Source organism: Ruegeria sp. CDSC045, assembly GCF_059610725.1.
Genome location: NZ_JBXWOE010000007.1, coordinates 79,729 through 98,944, shown reverse-complemented (window position 1 = coordinate 98,944; position 19,216 = coordinate 79,729). Strand labels below are relative to the sequence as shown.

Genomic DNA, 19,216 nt, shown 5'->3' with positions numbered 1-19,216 from the left:
GTCAAGAACCGTGTTGGAAAGGGTTATTTCCGCATGGAAACCCCCTGATGGAACAAATGAACCTTGTCAGGATTCGCAGAGACCATCACAGTTTTGCCCCGCATATTCTTCTGAACGCCCGGAAGCTTGGCAATAAGGGCATCCGTCCCATCCTCGACCGCGAAGTATAACAGCGTCACCTCGCCCAAAGCCTCGGTAAAGTCTACGACCCCTTCAAGGATTGGGTCGCTATCCACGGACACAAAATCCTCGGGGCGGACGCCGATATTCACCTGCTTGCCTTCGTCTCCAGCCTCGGTTGGTACCGCTGATATCGCCGTGCCGCCACCGTCCAGCTTGACGACTGTCTGTGCGCCGGTCGCGGTAATGACCCCCGACATCAGGTTCATTGCTGGTGAACCGATGAATTGCGCGACAAACTCGTTGTCCGGCGTCTCATACAGCTCCAGCGGCGTGCCAACTTGGGCGATCCCTTTGTTGGCTAGCACAACGATACGGCTGGCCAGGGTCATCGCTTCGACCTGATCATGGGTGACATAGATCATCGTGCTGTCCGGCATCGCCTCTTTCAGGCGGGCGATTTCGATCCGGGTGGCGACACGCAGCGCCGCGTCCAGGTTCGAAAGCGGTTCGTCGAACAGGTAAACCTTGGGGTCACGCACAATGGCGCGCCCGATTGCGACACGCTGACGCTGACCGCCGGATAGCGCTTTGGGCAACCGGTCCAGATAAGGTTCAAGCTGTAGGATGCGGGCCGCCCGATCGACCGCGGCGCCGACTTCAGCCACCGGCATTTTGGCTATCTTCAGCGCAAAGGCCATGTTTTCGCGAACGGTCATATGTGGGTACAGCGCATAGCTTTGGAACACCATCGCGATGCCTCGCTGTGCTGGCGGCACATCGTTCATCACCTGCCCTTCAATCTCGAGCGTTCCGCCCGAGATCTTTTCCAACCCGGCGACCATGCGCAGCAAGGTGGATTTGCCACAGCCCGAAGGCCCGACAAAAACGATCAACTCGCCCCGCTCAATCTCAAGATTGATGTTCTTCAGAACATCCACATTGCCATAGGTTTTGGCGACATCTGTGAGGTTTAGCTCTGACATGGTTTATTCCTTCTCCCTCAACAGCAGGCAGAATTGTGCAGCACCCAGAGACACTGTCCCCGTTCCTGCGACGCCGCCCAACTCTTCCCCGATCACGCGCCAGTTCCCGTCTGGCAAAATTACTTCGGAACGTTCGGTACCGAGGTTAAATGCGCAGAACACCTCTTCTGCATGATCTTCACGCGTGAAGGTCAAAACGGTCCCGATCTGCGTCATGTTCTTTTGCGCCCCCAACATCAAAGCCGGATGGGCATGGCGGAATGCAATCGCACGACGATAGTGGTGAAGCATGGACTTGGGCTCAGCCTCTGATCGGTCCACGGCACGCTCGGCCTGAGGGTCACTGACAGGCAACCAAGGCTTGCCGGTGCTAAAGCCCGATTGTTCATCCTGCGCAGCCCAAACCATCGGCGTCCGGCATCCGTCGCGGCCCTTGAACTCGGGCCAGAATTCGACGCCATACGGGTCTTGCAGATCGTCAAAGGCCACGTCCGCCTCGGGCAGGCCCAACTCTTCGCCTTGATACAAGCAGGCCGAGCCGCGCATGCACATCATCAAAACTGCATGCTGTCTGGTGGCCGGATCGTCCAGACGCCAGCGCGACGCGTGACGTTCCACGTCATGGTTCGAAAATGCCCAGCAAGGCCAGGCATCACCTGCTTTGTCCTCGAGCTGATCAAATACCTGCTGTGCATAGCTGGCAGTCAAAGCGCGCTTTTCAAGGAACTCGAACGCATAGCACATGTGCATGCGCTTATTACCGCTGGTGTATTCGCCCATAATCTCAAGCCCACGCTGTGCGTCGCCCACCTCGCCCAGACAGGCGCGACCTTCATATTGATCGGTCAGGGCCCGCAGGCGTTCCAGAAAGGCAATGTTCTCGGGCTGGCTTTTGGAGAACAGGTGGTCCTGATGGTTATACGGGTTTACCATCGGCGCGATTGAGGCATTGCGCTGCTCCACGGGCAGGGCAGGATTATCTCGCAGCTTTTTGTCGTGTAAATAGAAGTTGATTGTATCCAGACGAAACCCATCGACACCCAGATCAAGCCAGAAACTGGCGACATCCAGCAAGGCGTCCTGCACATCCGCGCAGTGAAAATTCAGATCCGGCTGTGAGGTCAGGAAATTATGCAGGTAATACTGCAACCGCCGAGCGTCCCACTGCCAGGCCGAGCCCCCGAAAATCGACAACCAGTTGTTCGGCGGCGTACCGTCCGGTTTTGGATCGGCCCAGACATACCAGTCGGACTTGGCGTTTTCACGGCTGGCGCGGCTTTCGCTGAACCAGGGGTGCTGATCTGACGTGTGCGACAGAACCAGATCGATCATCACCTTCAACCCCTGGGCATGGGCGTGATCCAGCAGGTCCCGAAAATCCTCCATCGTGCCGAACATCGGATCAACATCGCGATAGTCGCTGACGTCATATCCGAAATCCTTCATCGGAGATTTGAAGAAGGGCGAAATCCAGATCGCATCAACGCCCAGAGAGGCAATGTACCCCAATCGCTGGGTGATGCCTTTCAGGTCTCCGATCCCGTCACCATTGCTGTCCTGAAAGCTGCGCGGATAGATCTGATAGATGACGCCACCACGCCACCAGTCAGCGGCCACCTTGGTTGCATTGGAAAGTTCTGTTGTGTTCTGCACGTTCATCAGACGCCTCTATTTGACGGACCCGGCCAGCAGGCCTCGGACCAGGTATTTTTGCATTGCGAAAAAGACAGCCAGCGGCACAGCGATCGAGACGAAGGCCGCCGTGGCAAGGATTTCCCAGTTCCCACCGCGCGTGCCCAACAGCTCGACAATCCGGTTTGTCATCACTGTGGTCTGGCCGGACGCATCGATCAGGAACACTTTGGCAACCAGCAGATCATTCCAAGTCCAGAGAAATTGGAAGATGGCAAAAGACGCCAATGCCGGAAAGCTGAGCGGCAGGATCAGTTTGGTAAAGATCTGGAACTCGGTCGCGCCATCAACGCGTGCGTTTTCGATCAGATCGCGCGGCAGCCCGGCCATGTAGTTGCGCAACAGGTAGATGGCCAAGGGCATCCCGAACCCGGTATGGGCCATCCAGACGCCCAAATAGCCTTTCTCAATTCCGATGCTCAGGTGAAATTTCAGCAGTGGGATCAGTGCCAGTTGCAGCGGCACCACCAACAGGCCAACAACCGCAGCGATCAACAGTGCCCGACCGGGGAAATCCATCCACGCCAAGGCATAGGCGGCAAAAGCGGCTACAAGGATCGGAATGATCGTTGCCGGTATCGTGACCGTCAGCGTATTGAAAAACGCCCGTCCCATACTGTCGGTGCTGTCTTCTGCCAACAGAACCTTATGGTAATTGGCCAAGGTGAACTCGGGAGGCAGTTCCGCCGTCACAAAGACGCGCGTGCCGCGACTGCCGGTGAACTCTTCGGTGTTTTCCATCCGGTATTTGCCATCGGCATCCACCGTGATCGTGCCACCCTTGCGCAGCTCTGCCGTGTCACCGGGTACAAAATCATCGATCGCACGAGAACTGATGCCCCATTTCGAGATCGCCGCCTGCGCGCCGGTTTCAAACAGGTTGCCCTCGATCATGTAAACGCCGTTCTCCAGCACCTGAGTTTCCGGTGCGGCAGCGCGCAGCGTTAGGTTCTGCTCGGATGGGAACAGCGACCGCCACCAGCCGCTTGTGGCAATCTGGTCGGCAGTACGAAAGGATGAGATCAACAGCCCCAGCGTCGGCACCACCCAGAGCACGACCAAAAAAAGCACCGAGGCATGGACAGCCCAGCGAAGGGCGGGTTTGGTTCCTGCTATATCGCTCATGGCCTACTCCATCTCTTTGCGCGCATTGCGCACATTCCAGACAAGGATCGGTGCCACCAGCAGCATGATCACCATGGCCGAAGCCGAGCCCACGCCCCAGTCATTGGTGCGGAACAGCTTGTCATACATGTAATTGGCCAGAACCTGCGTTTCCCACTGGCCGTTGGTCATGGCAAACACGATGTCAAAGACCTTGAGCACGGTGATGGTGATCGTGGTCCAGACCACCAGGATGGTGGTCTTGATCTGCGGCACTTTGATACGGAAGAAAATCTGGAACGGATTGGCCCCATCCAGAATGGCAGCTTCGATGGTTTCCTCGGGAATGCCGCGCAGGGCGGCTGACAGGATAACCATGGCAAAACCAGTCTGAATCCAGACCAGCACAACCATAAGAAAAAAGCTGTTCCAGAAGGGAATGGTCAACCATGTCTGCGGCTCGACTCCTCCGAAAAAGATGTAAAGCGCGTTCAGCATCCCGATCTGGTCCTGCTCAACCGGACGGGTGTCATAGACCAGCTTCCAGATCACCGAGGCCCCCACGAACGAGATGGCCATCGGCATGAAAATCAGAGACTTGGCGATGTTGCCCCAACGGATGCGGTCGGTCAGCTGAGCCACCAATAGGCCAAACGCTGTCGACATTGCAGGCACCACGATCAGCCATAGCATGTTGTTGCGCATGGCTTCCCAGAATTTGGGCTCTTGCGCCATCTGGACATAGTTGTCCAGCCCGACCCATTTGTAGCCGCCGCCCGGGACACGATCAGTCAGTGACAGGCGTAGGGTTTCGACAACCGGATAGGCCAGATACAAGCCCAAAGCAGCCAGCGCTGGGAACAGAAACAACCAAGGCCGGATCATGTTCGCGCGGTTGATATTGCGGCCAGCATTCGGCCCCCTAGGCGGGAACAGAACTTTGTCCAGAAACTGATTGGATAGATAGAAGTAGCCCACGCAACCTGACACGCCGATGGCGATGGTCAGCAGGCCTTGAAATGCCGGGTGCATGCCGCTCTCCCTTGCGACGATAGGTTCGGGCAACCCGGCAGAGCGGGTTGCCCAATCTCAGACGCTTTAGTCCAGCGCGTCCCACGAGGATTGGATTTCGTCGGCGACGTCCTGGGCAGGTGTTCCGCCCGTATAGTCGACCATACCAGTCCAGAAGGTTCCTGCACCCACGCCGCCCGGCATCAGGTCGGAACCGTCAAACCGGAAGGTGGTGGCCCCCAGAAGAATGTCGTTCATCTTCTTCAGCGTTGGGTCTGAGAAGACCGAGGTATCGACGCCTTTGTGCGGCGTCAGGAACCCGGTCAGAGCCATCCAGGCTTCATGCGCCTCGGGTGTCTCCAGGTATTTCATCAGCGCATGCGCGCCCGGGCTGTCATTGGTGATTGCCCAAACTGTTCCGGCCCCAAGGACCGGGCTGCCGAGATCCTTGCCTTCATAGGCCGGGAAATAGAAGAAATCGGCATCCTCGCCCACAACCGTGCCTTCAGGGAAGAAGGCCGGAATGAACGAAGCCTGACGGTGCATGTAGCATTGCGGAGGCGAGCTGAACATGCCCTTCGGGCTGTCACGGAAGTCAGTCGTTGCAACCGCGCCAGCTCCGCCGGCCACGTAATCATCGTTGCGCGCAAACGCTCCGAATTCTTCAATCGCGGCGACAACCTTAGGATCGTTAAATTTCAATTTGTTGGCGACCCAGGCGTCATAATCTTCGGGCGGCAACGTGCGCAGCATCATGTCTTCAACCCAGTCAGTCGCTGGCCAACCTGTCGCTCCGCCGGAACCCAGCCCGATGCACCATGGCGTTTCGCCATCTGCAACGATCTGATCGGACAGCGCCTTGAGCTCTTCCATCGTGGTCGGAATCTCATAACCGGCATCTTCGAAGTTTTCCGGCACGAACCAAACCAGCGACTTCACGTCGACCTTGTAGAAGAAGCCATATAGGTGATCCTGCCCGTCCGGACCTTGGTAGGTTCCCAGATCCACCCAGGACTGACCAGCCGCATAGTTGTCGCGAATCCAATCCGCGGTTCCTTCACTCAGGGGAGTCAGGAAACCCGCCTTGGCCATATCTGACGCCAGACCGGGCTGAGGGAACACTGCTACGTTGGGCGCCGATCCGGCTTCGGCATCAATTCTGATTTGCTGCTCAAAGCTGTCCGAGCCGACATAGCTGTACTCATGCCCGGTCGCCGCCGCGAACCCATCCAGTACCTTTTCGACATTCTCTTGGTCCGGCCCCAGCCACGGGCCGAATACGGTAACCTTGTCGGCCTGCGCGACGCCCCCGACCAGGGTAAATGCGGCGACGCCAGCATAAAGCGAGTGTTTCATGAATTTCTCCTCCCAACGATATCTCGCGCCTTTGGTCTCAAATATCCAAAGCGCTTTGGTTGGAGTGAGTTTATGCGCTAACAGCCTCCACCTGTCAATGATTGCTTTGCGAATGTCCATAAATACAAATATCAAACGAGATGTTCGTGAAATCTGTTGACCACCAGAGAAAATGCCCGCAAAAACAAGAATACGCAGTAATTTGTAGGCGCTTTGAACAAATATGAACCTAAAGCAGCTCTCTGAAATCCTTGGTTTGTCCCAAACAACCGTCAGCCGTGCGCTGAACGGATACCCCGAGGTCAGCGAAGCCACGCGCACAAGGGTTCAGGCCGCCGCAACAAAACACGGGTACCGCCCGAACAGCCGGGCCAAGGGTCTGGCGACAGGTCGATCACACGTGATCGGGCACGTGATTCCCAGCTCATCCCAGCATGAAATGGTGAACCCAATCTTTGGCGATTTTGTCGCCGGGGCTGCTCGTAGATATGCCGAACACGGCTATGACATGATGTTCACCAGCGCCGACGACACATCTATTGAACGCGCATATCGCGACCTGTTTCAGCGTGGTGCCGTGGACGGTGTCGTTCTGCAGGGCCCCAAGGTGAACGAGCAGCGGATTGAAGTCCTCAATCGCATGGGCGCGCCCTTCATTGTGCACGGACGATCCACTGGAATAGACGCGCCCTATGACTGGGTTGATGTGAACAACAAAAGCTCGTTCAAGCGCGCCACCCAGTTTCTGATCGACCTGGGGCATCGACGGATCGCCCTTATCAACGGACTTGAAGATATGGATTTCGCCCAACGCCGCCGGGCCGGTTACCTGCAGGCCCTGGATCAAGCCGGTCTGTCACCGGACCCTGAATTGATGCGCAGCGCCGAGATGACAGAGGTGTATGGCCACCACGAAGCGCGCGATATGGCTCAACTTAAGAACCCTCCGACCGCCATCCTGGTTTCGTCAATGATTTCGGCCATCGGAGTTCGGCGGGCATTGAACGAAGCAGGGCTGCAGATGGGCCGCGATGTTTCGGTGATCGCCCATGATGACGACCTGTCCTATCTGAAAAACGGGCAGGATGTACCGATCTTCACCGCCACGCGATCCTCGGTTCGGTTGGCCGGTGAAATTGCTGCCGAAATGCTGATCGAACGAATAAATGCGCCCAAAGACCCGGCCAAAACTAGATTGCTGGAGGCCGAGCTGGTAGTTGGCGGCTCGACCGGCCCCGCCCCCAACAGGTTCTGAATATGAAATACAACCGCACTGATTTCCCCAAAGATTTCCTCTTTGGCGTCGCGACCTCGGCCTATCAGATCGAAGGCCACGCACAGGGAGGGGCCGGGCAAACCCATTGGGATACCTTTGCCAGGACCCCCGGCAATGTTGTGCGAAATGAAAACGGGGATCTGGCCTGTGACCACCTGAACCGGTTCCCGCAGGATCTGGATCTGGTGCGCGATGGCGGCTTTGATTGCTACCGGTTTTCGACCAGCTGGGCGCGGGTTCTGCCCGAAGGCCGTGGTCAGGTGAATGAGGCCGGGCTGGATTACTATGATCGGCTGGCCGATGCGCTGCTGGAACGCGGTATCCGCCCCTGCGCCACGCTTTACCATTGGGAGCTGCCCTCGCCGCTGTCCGATCTGGGCGGCTGGCGCAATCGCGATATCGCCGGGTGGTTCGCCGATTTCACCGAGGTCATCATGGGCCGCATCGGCGATCGGATGTACAGCGTCGCCCCCATAAATGAGCCGTGGTGCGTCAGCTGGCTCAGCCATTTCGAAGGCCATCACGCTCCGGGTCTGCGCGACATCCGTGCAACCGCCCGCGCAATGCACCACGTCCTTCTGGCCCATGGCAGCGCCATCGACGCGATGCGGGGCCTTGGCATGTCCAACCTGGGCGCGGTTTTCAACCTGGAATGGGCCGAACCCGCAGATGACAGCCCCGAAGCGCGCCGCGCGGCTGATCTGTATGACGGCATCTACAACCGGTTCTTTCTGGGCGGCGTTTTCAACAAGGCCTATCCAGACAACGTTCTGGAGGGGTTAGAGCCCTACCTGCCCGCTGGCTGGCAGGATGATTTCGACATCATCGGTACGCCGGTCGATTGGTGTGGTCTGAACTACTATACCCGCAAGTTGATTGCGCCTTCGGAGACCACCTGGCCCAGTCTGCAGGAAATCGCCGGCCCGCTGCCCAAAACTCAGATGGGGTGGGAGATCGAACCCGCCGCCCTGACCCGGTTTCTGACCCGCACCAAGCAGGATTACACCGGGGACCTACCGATTCTGGTGACGGAAAATGGCATGGCCAGCCCCGAACGGCAGCAGGATAGCGACCGGATCGACTATCTGAACCAACATCTATCGGCGGTACAGGACGCCTTGGCACAGGGCGTGCCGATCAAGGGTTACTTCATCTGGTCCCTGCTGGACAACTACGAATGGGCGCTGGGATATGAGAAGCGGTTCGGCCTTGTGGACGTGGACTTTCAGACGATGGAACGGACACCCAAGGCATCCTACACCGCAGTACAAAAGGCCCTGACGGGAGGCACCGTGTCCTTGCCGCTGGCGCAACCGGCAGGGGCCATGCACGACCATTGGAACCTCGTGGCCGATATCGGCGGCACCAATACGCGGCTTGGCGTGATCACCAATGGTGAGCTGACGGATCTGCGCAAATACCCCACCGGCAAGCTGCCCGAATTGCTCGAAGCCTTTCACAGCCTGCGCGACGAGATCGGAACCGACCCACGGGCCGTGGTTGCCGCCGGGGCAGGACCTGTCCGCAACGGTACAATCAGGCTGACCAACGCCCAACTTGATCTGTCAGAGGATGATATCGCTCAGGCAACGGGCGCCCGGCATACCTTTGTGATCAACGACTTCACTGCCGCTGCGTGGTCTGTTGCCGAAATTTCCCATGACAATGTTGAAGTCTTGCAAGGGGCCAAGCATCCACCGACCGGCACACGTCTGGTCGTCGGGCCTGGAACCGGGCTAGGTGTCGGATCGCTGCTATATTCGAATGGCCGCTATCACACGGTGTCCGGCGAAGGCGGCCATATCGGCCTCTCGCCCCGAAATCAGGACGAGGTCGAAATATTCAACGCCGCGCGGCAGGTAGCCCCCGAGTGTTTCTTTGACGACACCCTGACACTTGAGGCGGAAATGTTCCTCAGCGGTACGGGTTTGCCAATCCTCTATCAGGCCATCGAACTGGCAGGGGGTCGGGCAAAGGCCGAGCCCCGAACCGCGCGCGATATCCTTCAGGATGCACGCGACGGAACCGATGCCCATGCCGTCAAGGCCGCGCATATGTTCACCACACATCTAGGCGCGGTCATGGGCGATCTGGCGGTCGTCATGATGCCTTCCGGTGGCGTGTTCCTTGTGGGCGGCGTGGCCGAAAAAAACCGCTGGCTGTTCAAGGACGCCTTCCGAGACGCCTTTAATGCCGGAGGCCGGTTCAGCGAGTTGCGCCGATCCATGAACCTGTATGTCTCGGAACAGGATGAATTTGGCATTGTTGGCGCTAACAATTTCTGTAAAAATGCGCTAAGGCGGTAGTCTGACCGCACGTTTCAGAAACAGAAAGGTCCCGGCATGATCCTATGCTGTGGTGAAGCCCTGATCGATATGATCGAGACGCCCACGATCTCGGGCGAACTGGGGTTTGTGCCCCATTCTGGCGGTGCGATTTTCAACACGGCTATTGCCCTGGGTCGATTGGATACGCCGGTGGGTCTGCTGACCGGGCTTTCCTCTGACATGTTCGGGCAACAGCTTATGACCGCCCTCAAGGCCAGCCATGTTGACTCCGACCGGGTAATCCACTCGGACCGCCCGACAACATTGGCATTTGTACAGCTCAAGGATGGGCAGGCGGCCTACAGTTTCGTCGATGAAAACTCGGCCGGACGGATGTTGACGCCAGAGGATATGCCAAGCCATCTGCCCTCGGTCTCGGCGCTGTATCTGGGCGGGATCAGTCTGGCATGCGAGCCTTGCGCAGATGCCTATGCGGCGGTGCTTGACCGCTTTGGATCAGAGCGCGCCGTCATGTTGGACCCAAACATTCGCCCGGATTTCATCCGGGATCAGACCCGGTATCGCACCCGGCTGAACCGCATGATTGCGCAAGCGGATATCGTCAAGGTCTCGGACGAAGATCTGAACTGGATCATTCCGGGCCCAGAAAGCCTTGCTGAGAAAGTTCCGCTGTTGCTGCAGGCAGGACCTTCGGTGGTGATCGTCACCCGGGGCAGCGAAGGCGCGATCGGGTATCTTGCGGACGGGTCCGACGTTTCTGTTCCCGTAAAAAAGGTCGAGGTCGTCGACACCGTTGGCGCCGGTGACACTTTCAACGCAGGCGTCTTGTCCGCCCTAGATCAATCAGGCCACTTAACAAAACCCGAATTGCGCACATTGCCAGCAAACGCCTTGCGCGCAGCCCTTTCGAAAGGGGCGGAAGTCGCCGCTGTTACTGTCGCACGCGCCGGGGCAAACCCGCCCTGGGCACATGAACTTTGACCCAACGAAGAAGCCGATGAAACGTTCCGAAATCAACGAAATCAAATCCGAGGCCGAGGCCTTTATCCGTTCCTTTGGGGCAGTGCTGCCGCCGTTTGCGGGCTGGTCGCCCGAGAAAATGCGCAGCGAACAGGCCGCCGGTATCCGTGAACGCGGGCTTGGGTGGGACATAACCGACTATGGCCAGGGTCGGTTTGACGAACTTGGCCTGTTCCTGTTCACCCTACGCAATGGCGATGTCAGCGATCTGAACAAGGGGCAAGGCATGCTCTATGCCGAGAAACTGCTGGTGTCGCGGGACAAGCAGCTTTCGCCGATGCACCGGCACATCGTCAAAGCCGAGGATATCATCAACCGGGGCGGTGGCGATCTGGTGATGGAAATCTACGCCTCAGACCCTCAGGGCGGCATTGACCGCGATACCCCTGTGACCGTGCCTAGCGACAACTGCCCTGTGACGCTTCAACCTGGCGAACTGCTGCGGCTAAAGCCCGGTCAAAGCGTGACCTTGATGCCGGGTATCTGGCACGCGTTCTGGGCGGAAAAAGGCGATTGTTTGATTGGCGAAGTGTCTACCGTCAATGACGACCGAACCGACAACGTCTTCGAACAGCCGATCCCTCGCTTTGCGACAATCGAGGAAGACGCCATCCCGGATTTCCTGCTGGTTGCGGATTATTGACATTGGCGCATAGGCGCGCTGGCACCGGCTTTGAACCCGATAAGCCCCTTTTACTAAATCGGAAAATCAGTCTACCATGGGCGATACTGGCACGCTGATAGTGGTCCGCCGGGAAGGAGCCTGAGCAATGGTGACAAAAGCCGAGCTTGAAGCAGAGATCGCAGAGTTGCGGCGGCAACTTGCCGAGCAGCCAACTGCAAAAAACGCTTCGCCAGATAAAGGGGCTGACGCCCCGCTGCACGAAACCATCGCCGACCGGCTTACAGATAACCTCGAATCCTGGTCCACACAGCTTGACGATATACTTGAGGAATTCGAAGATCTGCCGCACAGAAAATCAATTCTGTTTGCCGCTGGTATTTTTGCCCTAGGCTACATGCTTGGCCGGTCACGCTAGGAGACGCCCATGAGCCGCATATCCCGCAATGTCTCAGTCATTTTGCGCGCTGAACGCTTGATCGCACGCGCACAGCTTGCGATCACCGTGAAACGGGCCGGGTTTTACCTAGCCGCCGGAGTGGCGGTGGGCCTGGCGATCATCATGCTGAATCTCGCCGGATTTTTCTGGCTTTCCGCGACCCTGTCGAAACCCGTTGCTGCGATACTTGTTGCGGGGACCAATCTGGTACTTGCTTTGGTTCTGGTTCTGCTCGCCAATTCGATAAACCAACACGGCGATGCCTCGGCCGCAGTCGAACTTCGGGATATGGCGCTGCAAGACATTGAATCCGAAATCAGGGAATCCCTGGCCGAGGTCCAAAACACCGTAGTCGGAATTCGCCGCGACCCGGTTGGCGTACTGGCGCCCGAAGCCATCACGGCCTTGCTGAGCATGCTGCTGAAATACGCCCGGCGCCGGAAAGAAACGCCGAACGAATAAGACCTACTCCAGAAAATTCACCGCAGCCTGCGCGATCACCATCTCCTCATTTGTGGGGATCGTCAGAATCCGGACACGGCTGAAATCCGTGGACAGAACTGTTCCACCATCGGCATTCCTGGCGTGATCCATTTCGATCCCGATCCATCGCATTCCATCACACACCATCTGCCGGATCTGGGCCGCGTTCTCACCAACGCCACCGGTGAAGACAAGCGCATCAATCCCCTCAAGTGCGGCGGACAGGGCGCCAAGCTCTCGCCGGATACGGAAGACGTAATAGTCGATTGCCTTTCGGGCTTCGGGCGTATCAGCGGCCAACAACGTGCGCATATCCGATGATATCCCCGACAGGCCCAGCAGGCCGGATTTTCTGTACAACATTTCGGCAATCTCTTCTGCGGTCATTCCGTCCTGCTGCAGCATATACAGCACGACACCTGGATCCAGCTGACCGCAGCGCGTGCCCATCGGCAACCCGTCAAGCGCCGAGAACCCCATGGTCGAAGCCACAGCGCGCCCACCTGAAACCGCGCACATGGATGCCCCGTTTCCAAGATGGGCGATAACCACACGGCCATCATACAGACCCGGTGCCGTTTCTTTCAGCTTGTTCGAAATGTAGTCATAGCTCAGCCCGTGGAACCCATAGCGGCGAACGCCTTTGTCATAGTAGCTTTTCGGCAAGGCAAAGGTGTCGTTTACCCACGGATGGGTGCGATGAAACGCCGTGTCAAAACAGGCAACCTGAGTTGTTCCGGGGAAGGCAGCGCTGGCTGCACGAATACCCGAAAGACTGTAGGGCTGATGCAAAGGAGCAAAAGGAATAAACCCTTCTAAAGTGTTGATGACAGTGTCATCCACGCGCACAGGCTCGGAATAGACCGTTCCCCCATGCACTACGCGATGACCTATTGCGCACACATGAATGTCAGGAAGATATTCCCGCGCCATTTCAAGAAATGCGTGGATCGCTTCATCATGGCTTTTGGTGCTCGACAGGGGACGATCTACTGATCTGCCGCCTGCCGACTGGGCCAATAGGCGTGGTGCATCACCTAAACGTTCTATTTGTCCGCGCCACCGCATGCTGGGACGGTTGTCATCAACCAGTTCGTACAGCGCGAATTTCAGTGATGAGGACCCGGCGTTCAGTGCCAGAACATGGTCAGCCATGGAGTTTGCCTTTACTTGCATATGCATGAAGCGCCGCCACCGCGCAGGACGCCAGACGCGAGTCGTCATCATCCGAACGCGAGGTTAGGATAATCGGAGCAGCAGCCCCGACCACGATCCCTGCCGCCTCGGCATGAGAGATGAAGGTCAGCTGTTTCGCCACCATATTGCCTGCTTCTATGTTTGGGGCGACAAGAATGTCCGCAGCACCAGCCACCTCGGACGTAATCCCTTTGGTGCGTGCCGCATTCAGATCGACCGCGTTGTCCATAGCCAGGGGGCCGTCAACCAACCCTCCTGTGATCTGACCCCGTTCGGCCATCTTCGACAGCAAGGCGGCATCAACTGACGACGCCATGCGCGGGTTGATCGTCTCAATGGCTGAAAGCACGCCTACCTTTGGGGTCTCAATCCCGATGGAATGTGCCAGATGGATTGCATTCTGAACAATATCAGCCTTGGTTTCGAGGTCAGGGGCAATATTCACGGCCGCGTCAGTGACCATGATCGGACGCGACATCCCCGGAACATCCATAACGAATATATGTGACAGCCTTCGCCCGGTTCTCAACCCGTTTTCGCGGCGCAGAACCGCGCGCAACAGGTCATCGGTGTGCAAATGCCCCTTCATCAGTGTTTGCGCCCTGCCCTCAACCACCAGGTCAACCGCGCGATGGGCGGCGGCTTGGTGGCCATAGGCCTCGATAATTTCAAATCCGGACAGATCGGCACCCAGTGCCTCGGCTGCGGCAGCGATCTTGCCGGGATCACCCACAAGGATCGGCGTGATAATGCTGTTGCTATACCCCAGCAAAGCACCCCCCAATGAGTTTGGCTCTTCAGGTGCAACAACAGCAGTTGGCATCGGGTCAAGGGGTCTGGCTTTCGCCAGCAGCGCTTCGAAATGTCGGTGGCGTTGTACGATAAGTCCCGGCACCTCGATCGAATCGAATTCCATATGCTTTGCGGGCGGCGTGACTCGGACATCTCCGCTCAGGACCAGGGTGCTGTCGCCAACACGCCGAACCTCGGCGGTGCAGATAACATCACCATCGTCGGATTTTTCTGTAACCCGAACAACTGCGGTCAACTCATCTCCGGCCAGAACGATCGCGTGAAACCGTAGATTGGCCGCGCGGGTCTGGGTTCCCGCGCCCGGCAAAATATTCCCCAAGACAGCCGCCACCAGACCGGCGGGCCAAAGCGCAGGGGCCACCGCCTCGGGGTGTCCGTCGCCGTCACCGTCATAGGCCGCCAGATGCAGAGGATTGTGATCCCCCGATGCCGAGGCGAAGGCGTAAAGATCGTCAACCGTGCACAATCGTGTCAGCTGGGCTTCGTCTCCGACCTCGAGCTGTGAAAAGGTTCGGTTTTCCTGGATCTTCATTTTGGTCAGGCCTTTTTTCAGACGGTGCATCGGCATGCCTCGGAATTGGCGGCGGGTCGGAGCGGGGCATTCTCGGTCACTATTCGACCTGCGCCAAATCCTCCAGATCGGATGACGGATCCATACCTTCGCCAATAACACGTTAACCTACCTCTAGCCGATCCTCTGCTGACGGCAATAGGCCGGACAATGTTTCAACAGCCCAATTTAAAATGATGGTTTGTTCGACAACAGCACTGCCCGGACCCTCCGAAGGAGTACTGCGCCTGAGGTGGCTTGCCATCCACACCGTCAACCAAGAATAGTTTTCACAAATTGCGAGTTAAATTTTTGATTTAAGAACCACTTTTGACATATATACGATCCGGCCAAACACTTTGCCGCCCTTAGACCTGTTTCCACTAGCCAGTAATGCGGGGGCAAAAATGGGACGGGCATTCACATCTGCACAGGCAAAAACCTGCGGAAGCTGGTATTCAATGCGGCAGACCGGGCATATTGGTCTGATGACCCTGTTTGGGCTACAGCGCCGCTGTCCAAACTCTGTAACGTCCTTGCCCTGTCACCTCGCGGATCAAGCCCCTCCGGCTGAAACGGTCAATGTTGCGCTGAACCGCAGCGCGTGAGGCTTTAGTCAGCTCTTCCGCCAATGGGGCCGAAACCATTGGCCAAGCCGTAAACACGTCGATCAGTCTTGGTGGTGTGCGCCCGCTCAACTCTGCAGTGGTCTCTCTGGCGCGTTGCTCCCAGGCGCTGACCCGGTCCAGGTGCAGCAAGGCGGACAATACCGCCTGCCCTGTTCCCCTGATCCAGGTAGCAAGCTTTTCTGATGGTTCACCAACACCTCTCAACGCACCCGGACCCGACAGAACCAAGGGCATGAACACAGCCCCGCCCCGCCCCATCTTGGCCGCATGACGGGCGGCAATGATTGCAGCCTCGGTATCCTGTCCGATGCCTTGAGACAGGGCCCGCCAGGCATGAAAACCGATGGCGGCCTGCGTCACCGGGTGCAGCCCCTCGGAATTGCGCATGACTTCGGCAAGATCGGCGATGGCTTCGGGGACTTCGTCAATCCCCTGCGCAATTCGATCTAAAAAGGCTGTCAGGCCAATCTCCCACCCGCCATCCGATGGCGCGGCGCCGGATGTTAGCCGCCGTACGGCCCAACCCGCGCGGTACAGGGCCTGCACATCATCCCCGGTTGCACCAATGCGAAGCCCGGTCCAAAGCGCCAGCCGATCAACGCTGATCCGGTCGCCGGTCCACCATCCCAAATCGGATACATCCATCAGCGCCAGCCGGTGTGTCCACCCATCCGGACCGGCGCGCAAACGTTCGTCCAAGGCGCCAAAACTAACTGCCAGATCGGCCAGTTCCAACGACAGATCTGCCTGCGCCGCACGCCAGTCCCTGGGATCAAACAAAAGACTGCGGTCGACCCTTGGACCGGGCGGCAGGAAATCCTCGACGGCCTCTTCGTCAGGTGGCAGGAACCACAGATCATCCTCATCAGCGTCGTCATCATCATAGATGCTGCGCGGGCCGAGGGGGTCCTCGTCCTCATCCGGATTGGGAATGACGGGTGTGGTGGTCATGTCCGCTATATTTCTGGTATTTCCGCAGGTTCACAAGGCGTTTTTGACGCCACCTCAGCTTGCAAAGGTCGCGGTCAGAATATCCAGCTTACTTTCCAGGTCAGTCTGATCGCTGTCACCAATCAACATATAGCCATAACCGTCTTTGGACCAGGTGGCCGTCGCCAACCCGCTGAGCACTGCCTCTTTCAAATCCTTGCTTGGCGCGCCTTCACCCTGACGAATGACACAGAAGGCAAAAGGCTGGCCCTGTTCATTCGCAAAGACCACTTGAACCAACGGTTTGCCCCTGAAAGACAACACCTGCGCACGCTTCAATTCCATCCCCGGCAACGCCTCAAGAGTGTCACGTCTCAAGGACAGACCCAGCTGTGCCTCGGCCTGATCAAACTGAGTTGTCAACGCCTGTTCCGAGCTGTCCATCCCCGCGATCGTGTCCGCCGCATATAGTGATTGATAGATCGCCGCCTGCTCAGCCCACCCCATGGGCTGAGGCCTGGTTACCAAATATGTGGCCGACACAGAAATCACCGCGACAGATGCAGCTACGGCCAACAGGCGCAGAGGACCGCCACTGGTTTGTATCTCGGCATTTGGGTCAGGCAAAACCATCCGGGGCATCTCGGCCGGGACATGTTCAAACACCGCTTGTACCACCGGTGCGAATGGATCATGCCCCATCAGGCGCGCCTCAAGCTCGGGTTCGGCCGCAACCGCAGCTTCTATCGCCTGGGCCTCGGCTTCATTCGCTTTGCCTTCCAGGTACGCTTTGAGAACTTCATCGGAAAACTTCATTTGCGACTCCGTCGAACGGCATCTGCCGCCTCATGCTGCATCACGACTTTCAGTTTTTGTCGCGCATTGGACAGCCTGCTCATGATCGTTCCTATTGGCACCTCCAGCAATGCTGCGGCCTCGCGGTAGCTATAGCCTTCGACATAGACCAGCATCACCGTTTCTCGCTGTGCTTCTGGCAACTGCATCACTTGGGTAAACACTTCGGCGGCGAATATATTCGTTTCCGAGTCCGGTCCGGATGCAATCAGCTCTGACTCTGGGGTCAACGACAGTGCCTGCGCTTTTCGGACCGAGCGGGCACGCAGCTCGTTCAACCAGATTGAACGGCAGATCGTCATCAACCAACTGTCCAACCGCTCAAATGACGTGACCTGGTGGTGGCGTTCAAGCGCACGCAGGCAAGTAGCCTGCAACAGATCATCGGCCACATCGGAAGCACCCGACAGGGCAAGCCCAAACCGCCAGACGCGCCTCGAATGCGTCTGGATCGCGCCGCGCACGGCCTGCTCGGAACTCAATTCACCGACCATAGTTTGCTTCACGACCTCTATCATTTTCACGAACCAGGTTCGCTGGGTCAGGCCTGACATACCCTGCGCGGGAAAGAAATGGAACTTATGTTGAAAAGGAAAGTACCATGCGGTCTTTGAAATTTCCCGTGATCTGATCGGAAATCCGCATGCTCTGATCGAAACATCCTCACTAGGAACGGAGTCTACATCCAGACAGCCGGATCAAGGAGATGGGTTTAGGTCGCGAAGATACACGTACATATCCTGCGCACTCTATTTTCTGGATCGTTGTTGTGAGGTCAGATTTCAGGCATGGAGCCGCTTCACGACTGCGCTTCATCTAGGCGTTTGATCTCTGTGCAGATATACTCGGCCAGCTTTTGTTGAAATGCTGTGAGGTTCCGGTCTTTTCGTTGAACAAGATAGATCGGAAAGGCCAGCGACATCCCCGGTGTTTTTATCTCTCGTAAAGACCCGTTTTCCAATTCGTCTTTAACAGAAGACCAAAACAGGAATGAGATGCCCGCCCCTGCCCGGACGGCCTGTTTGATGGCTTCGCCATGTCCAAATTCCAGTGTGACATTGCTTCTGATTATTCCATGAGTCATCAGCGCATAGTCTTCGAGATCGCGCCGGGCAGTATTTGTCCTTGCGGTGACAAATGGAAGGTCCTTCAACTTCTCTGGTGTCACCTGATTGCCAACAAAGGTCGTCTTATCTGACCCCGCCAAGATCAATCTTTCATTGTACAACGGCGTTACATCAAGCCCGCGGATTCCGTGAATCTGGTCGACAATCGTCAGTCCAAAGTCACATTCGCCTCTCAATACCTGCTCGCTGGCCAGTTTTGGGCTCGCAACCTGCACTGAAATATCACTCTGTTCGTGGTCCGTTTTGAACTGAGAAACAATGGACGGCAGGATGTATGACCCCAAAGTCATTGACGCGGCGATTGAGGCGTGCCCAACCGCGCCGGATTTGCGGTCCTGAAGTTCCTGCTCAAGCTCTCGTGTCTGCGACACGATTTCCTTGGCCCAGACGTATATGCGTTTCCCATCTTCTGTCAGCGCTATCCGCCGCCCATTGCGCTGCGTAAGCTGCACCCCCAGTTTTTCAGAAAGCGCCTTGATATGCGTTGTTACAACGGGCTGTGCGATGCTGCATTCCTCAGCAGCCCGCGAAACGCTTTCTAACTCGGCGACGTGACAAAACACTTCAAGCTTGTGAAGTGTTAGCTGACTGATGAGTGACCGCATCTGTTGACCCTCGCCCTTGGACTTTTTTGTTCTGATGAACTTCCACTGTCATATCTAGTATATGATATGAATTACCCCTGTACTATATATTTTTCATCAGGCGTCAGCGTTTC

At 57.2% G+C, this 19,216-nt stretch carries 17 protein-coding genes and 1 pseudogene; 7 read left to right on the top strand and 11 right to left on the bottom strand.

Translation table 11 applies throughout. The features are described 5' to 3' along the window. Positions 1 to 23: 23 nt before the first annotated feature. The 5 genes from AC2FH6_RS13550 to AC2FH6_RS13530 all read right to left on the bottom strand — a co-directional run bounded on the left by AC2FH6_RS13550 (position 24) and on the right by AC2FH6_RS13530 (position 6,269). The gene (locus tag AC2FH6_RS13550; RefSeq protein ID WP_496691373.1) at positions 24 to 1,106 is read right to left on the bottom strand and encodes an ABC transporter ATP-binding protein; all 1,083 of its coding nucleotides are present in this window, start codon (positions 1,104 to 1,106) and stop codon (positions 24 to 26) included. 3 nt (positions 1,107 to 1,109) lie between these two features. Then, on the bottom strand, positions 1,110 to 2,765 hold the full coding sequence (locus AC2FH6_RS13545; RefSeq protein WP_496703121.1) for an alpha-amylase family glycosyl hydrolase: 1,656 nt from the start codon (positions 2,763 to 2,765) through the stop codon (positions 1,110 to 1,112). Positions 2,766 to 2,774: 9 nt separating this feature from the next. Continuing rightward, positions 2,775 to 3,923 carry a carbohydrate ABC transporter permease gene (locus tag AC2FH6_RS13540; protein ID WP_281972974.1) on the bottom strand — a complete coding sequence of 383 codons (1,149 nt, stop codon included), beginning with the start codon at positions 3,921 to 3,923 and terminating at the stop codon, positions 2,775 to 2,777. 3 nt (positions 3,924 to 3,926) lie between these two features. Further along, a complete protein-coding gene (locus AC2FH6_RS13535; protein ID WP_496703120.1) occupies positions 3,927 to 4,934 on the bottom strand; it encodes a carbohydrate ABC transporter permease in 1,008 nt (335 codons plus the stop codon). Positions 4,935 to 5,000: 66 nt separating this feature from the next. After that, entirely contained in the window at positions 5,001 to 6,269 is a 1,269-nt protein-coding gene (locus AC2FH6_RS13530; RefSeq protein ID WP_282027174.1) for an ABC transporter substrate-binding protein, read from the bottom strand. Positions 6,270 to 6,492: 223 nt separating this feature from the next. On the opposite strand from AC2FH6_RS13530, the gene AC2FH6_RS13525 reads away from it, so the two are divergent. The 7 genes and pseudogenes from AC2FH6_RS13525 to AC2FH6_RS13495 all read left to right on the top strand — a co-directional run bounded on the left by AC2FH6_RS13525 (position 6,493) and on the right by AC2FH6_RS13495 (position 12,376). Beyond that, entirely contained in the window at positions 6,493 to 7,524 is a 1,032-nt protein-coding gene (locus AC2FH6_RS13525; RefSeq protein ID WP_496703118.1) for a LacI family DNA-binding transcriptional regulator, read from the top strand. 2 nt (positions 7,525 to 7,526) lie between these two features. After that, positions 7,527 to 8,831: pseudogene (locus AC2FH6_RS13520) on the top strand (GH1 family beta-glucosidase); the annotation flags it as partial. A 39-nt stretch (positions 8,832 to 8,870) separates the two neighbouring features. Then, positions 8,871 to 9,851, top strand: a complete 981-nt coding sequence (locus AC2FH6_RS13515; RefSeq protein WP_496703232.1) for a glucokinase — start codon at positions 8,871 to 8,873, stop codon at positions 9,849 to 9,851. A 36-nt stretch (positions 9,852 to 9,887) separates the two neighbouring features. Next, positions 9,888 to 10,814 carry a carbohydrate kinase family protein gene (locus AC2FH6_RS13510; RefSeq protein ID WP_496703116.1) on the top strand — a complete coding sequence of 309 codons (927 nt, stop codon included), beginning with the start codon at positions 9,888 to 9,890 and terminating at the stop codon, positions 10,812 to 10,814. A 16-nt stretch (positions 10,815 to 10,830) separates the two neighbouring features. Beyond that, complete coding sequence (locus AC2FH6_RS13505) at positions 10,831 to 11,496, top strand: D-lyxose/D-mannose family sugar isomerase (protein ID WP_496701954.1); 666 nt, start codon at positions 10,831 to 10,833, stop codon at positions 11,494 to 11,496. A gap of 127 nt (positions 11,497 to 11,623) precedes the next feature. Next, positions 11,624 to 11,893, top strand: a complete 270-nt coding sequence (locus AC2FH6_RS13500) for a hypothetical protein (protein WP_496701956.1) — start codon at positions 11,624 to 11,626, stop codon at positions 11,891 to 11,893. A 9-nt stretch (positions 11,894 to 11,902) separates the two neighbouring features. Further along, positions 11,903 to 12,376: a hypothetical protein gene (locus tag AC2FH6_RS13495; RefSeq protein WP_496703113.1), complete on the top strand. Its 474-nt coding sequence runs from the start codon at positions 11,903 to 11,905 to the stop codon at positions 12,374 to 12,376. A 3-nt stretch (positions 12,377 to 12,379) separates the two neighbouring features. On the opposite strand, the gene AC2FH6_RS13490 is transcribed toward AC2FH6_RS13495, so the two are convergent. From AC2FH6_RS13490 to AC2FH6_RS13465, 6 genes are all read right to left on the bottom strand, one after another. Next, positions 12,380 to 13,552 carry an acetate/propionate family kinase gene (locus AC2FH6_RS13490; RefSeq protein ID WP_496701960.1) on the bottom strand — a complete coding sequence of 391 codons (1,173 nt, stop codon included), beginning with the start codon at positions 13,550 to 13,552 and terminating at the stop codon, positions 12,380 to 12,382. Then, positions 13,545 to 14,969 carry a bifunctional enoyl-CoA hydratase/phosphate acetyltransferase gene (locus tag AC2FH6_RS13485; RefSeq protein ID WP_496703111.1) on the bottom strand — a complete coding sequence of 475 codons (1,425 nt, stop codon included), beginning with the start codon at positions 14,967 to 14,969 and terminating at the stop codon, positions 13,545 to 13,547. The genes AC2FH6_RS13490 and AC2FH6_RS13485 overlap by 8 nt, the downstream gene beginning before the upstream one ends. 491 nt (positions 14,970 to 15,460) lie before the next feature. Further along, entirely contained in the window at positions 15,461 to 16,537 is a 1,077-nt protein-coding gene (locus AC2FH6_RS13480) for a helix-turn-helix domain-containing protein (RefSeq protein ID WP_496701962.1), read from the bottom strand. Positions 16,538 to 16,591: 54 nt separating this feature from the next. After that, the gene (locus AC2FH6_RS13475; RefSeq protein WP_496703109.1) at positions 16,592 to 17,332 is read right to left on the bottom strand and encodes a hypothetical protein; all 741 of its coding nucleotides are present in this window, start codon (positions 17,330 to 17,332) and stop codon (positions 16,592 to 16,594) included. Further along, the gene (locus AC2FH6_RS13470) at positions 17,329 to 17,877 is read right to left on the bottom strand and encodes an RNA polymerase sigma factor (RefSeq protein WP_496703108.1); all 549 of its coding nucleotides are present in this window, start codon (positions 17,875 to 17,877) and stop codon (positions 17,329 to 17,331) included. Before AC2FH6_RS13470 ends, AC2FH6_RS13475 begins: the two co-directional genes overlap by 4 nt. 293 nt (positions 17,878 to 18,170) lie before the next feature. Next, positions 18,171 to 19,103: a LysR family transcriptional regulator gene (locus AC2FH6_RS13465; RefSeq protein ID WP_496701964.1), complete on the bottom strand. Its 933-nt coding sequence runs from the start codon at positions 19,101 to 19,103 to the stop codon at positions 18,171 to 18,173. Between the last annotated feature and the right edge of the window lie 113 nt (positions 19,104 to 19,216).